General features: G+C 39.2%; 1 protein-coding gene. It reads left to right on the forward strand.

Annotated features, from left to right (window positions below; translation table 11 throughout):
• A partial coding sequence (locus HC175_RS20460; protein ID WP_209310150.1) for a hypothetical protein occupies positions 1–243 on the forward strand: 243 nt, incomplete at its 5' end.
• Between the last annotated feature and the right edge of the window lie 132 nt (positions 244–375).

Below are 375 nucleotides of genomic sequence, written 5' to 3' on the forward strand. Positions count from 1 at the left end.
TTAGGGTCCAAGCTACAAATGCTTAGAGAAATAAGCAACTTCAACAGACCTAAGGACTTTATTTTACAGCAGGAAGAAACGGTAAGGAACATTACTGTTCCACAGATCAAAGCCCTGGCTGAAAAATATGTGGATCCTAATAAAATGTACTATCTGATTGTGGGAGATGCAGCCACGCAGCTGGACCGACTAGAAAATTTAGGCTTCGGAAAACCTGTTCTCCTGAACGGGCAGGAAAAATAAGAATTTTCATATAATTCAGAATAAAAAATGCCCGGAATCTACGGGCATTTTTATTGCATTTATTTCCCGCTGATCTCGCTGATCTTCGCAGAGGATTAAAAAGATTGGAATTTGGAATTTGGTGCTTGAAAT

The organism is Salinimicrobium oceani (assembly GCF_012037645.1).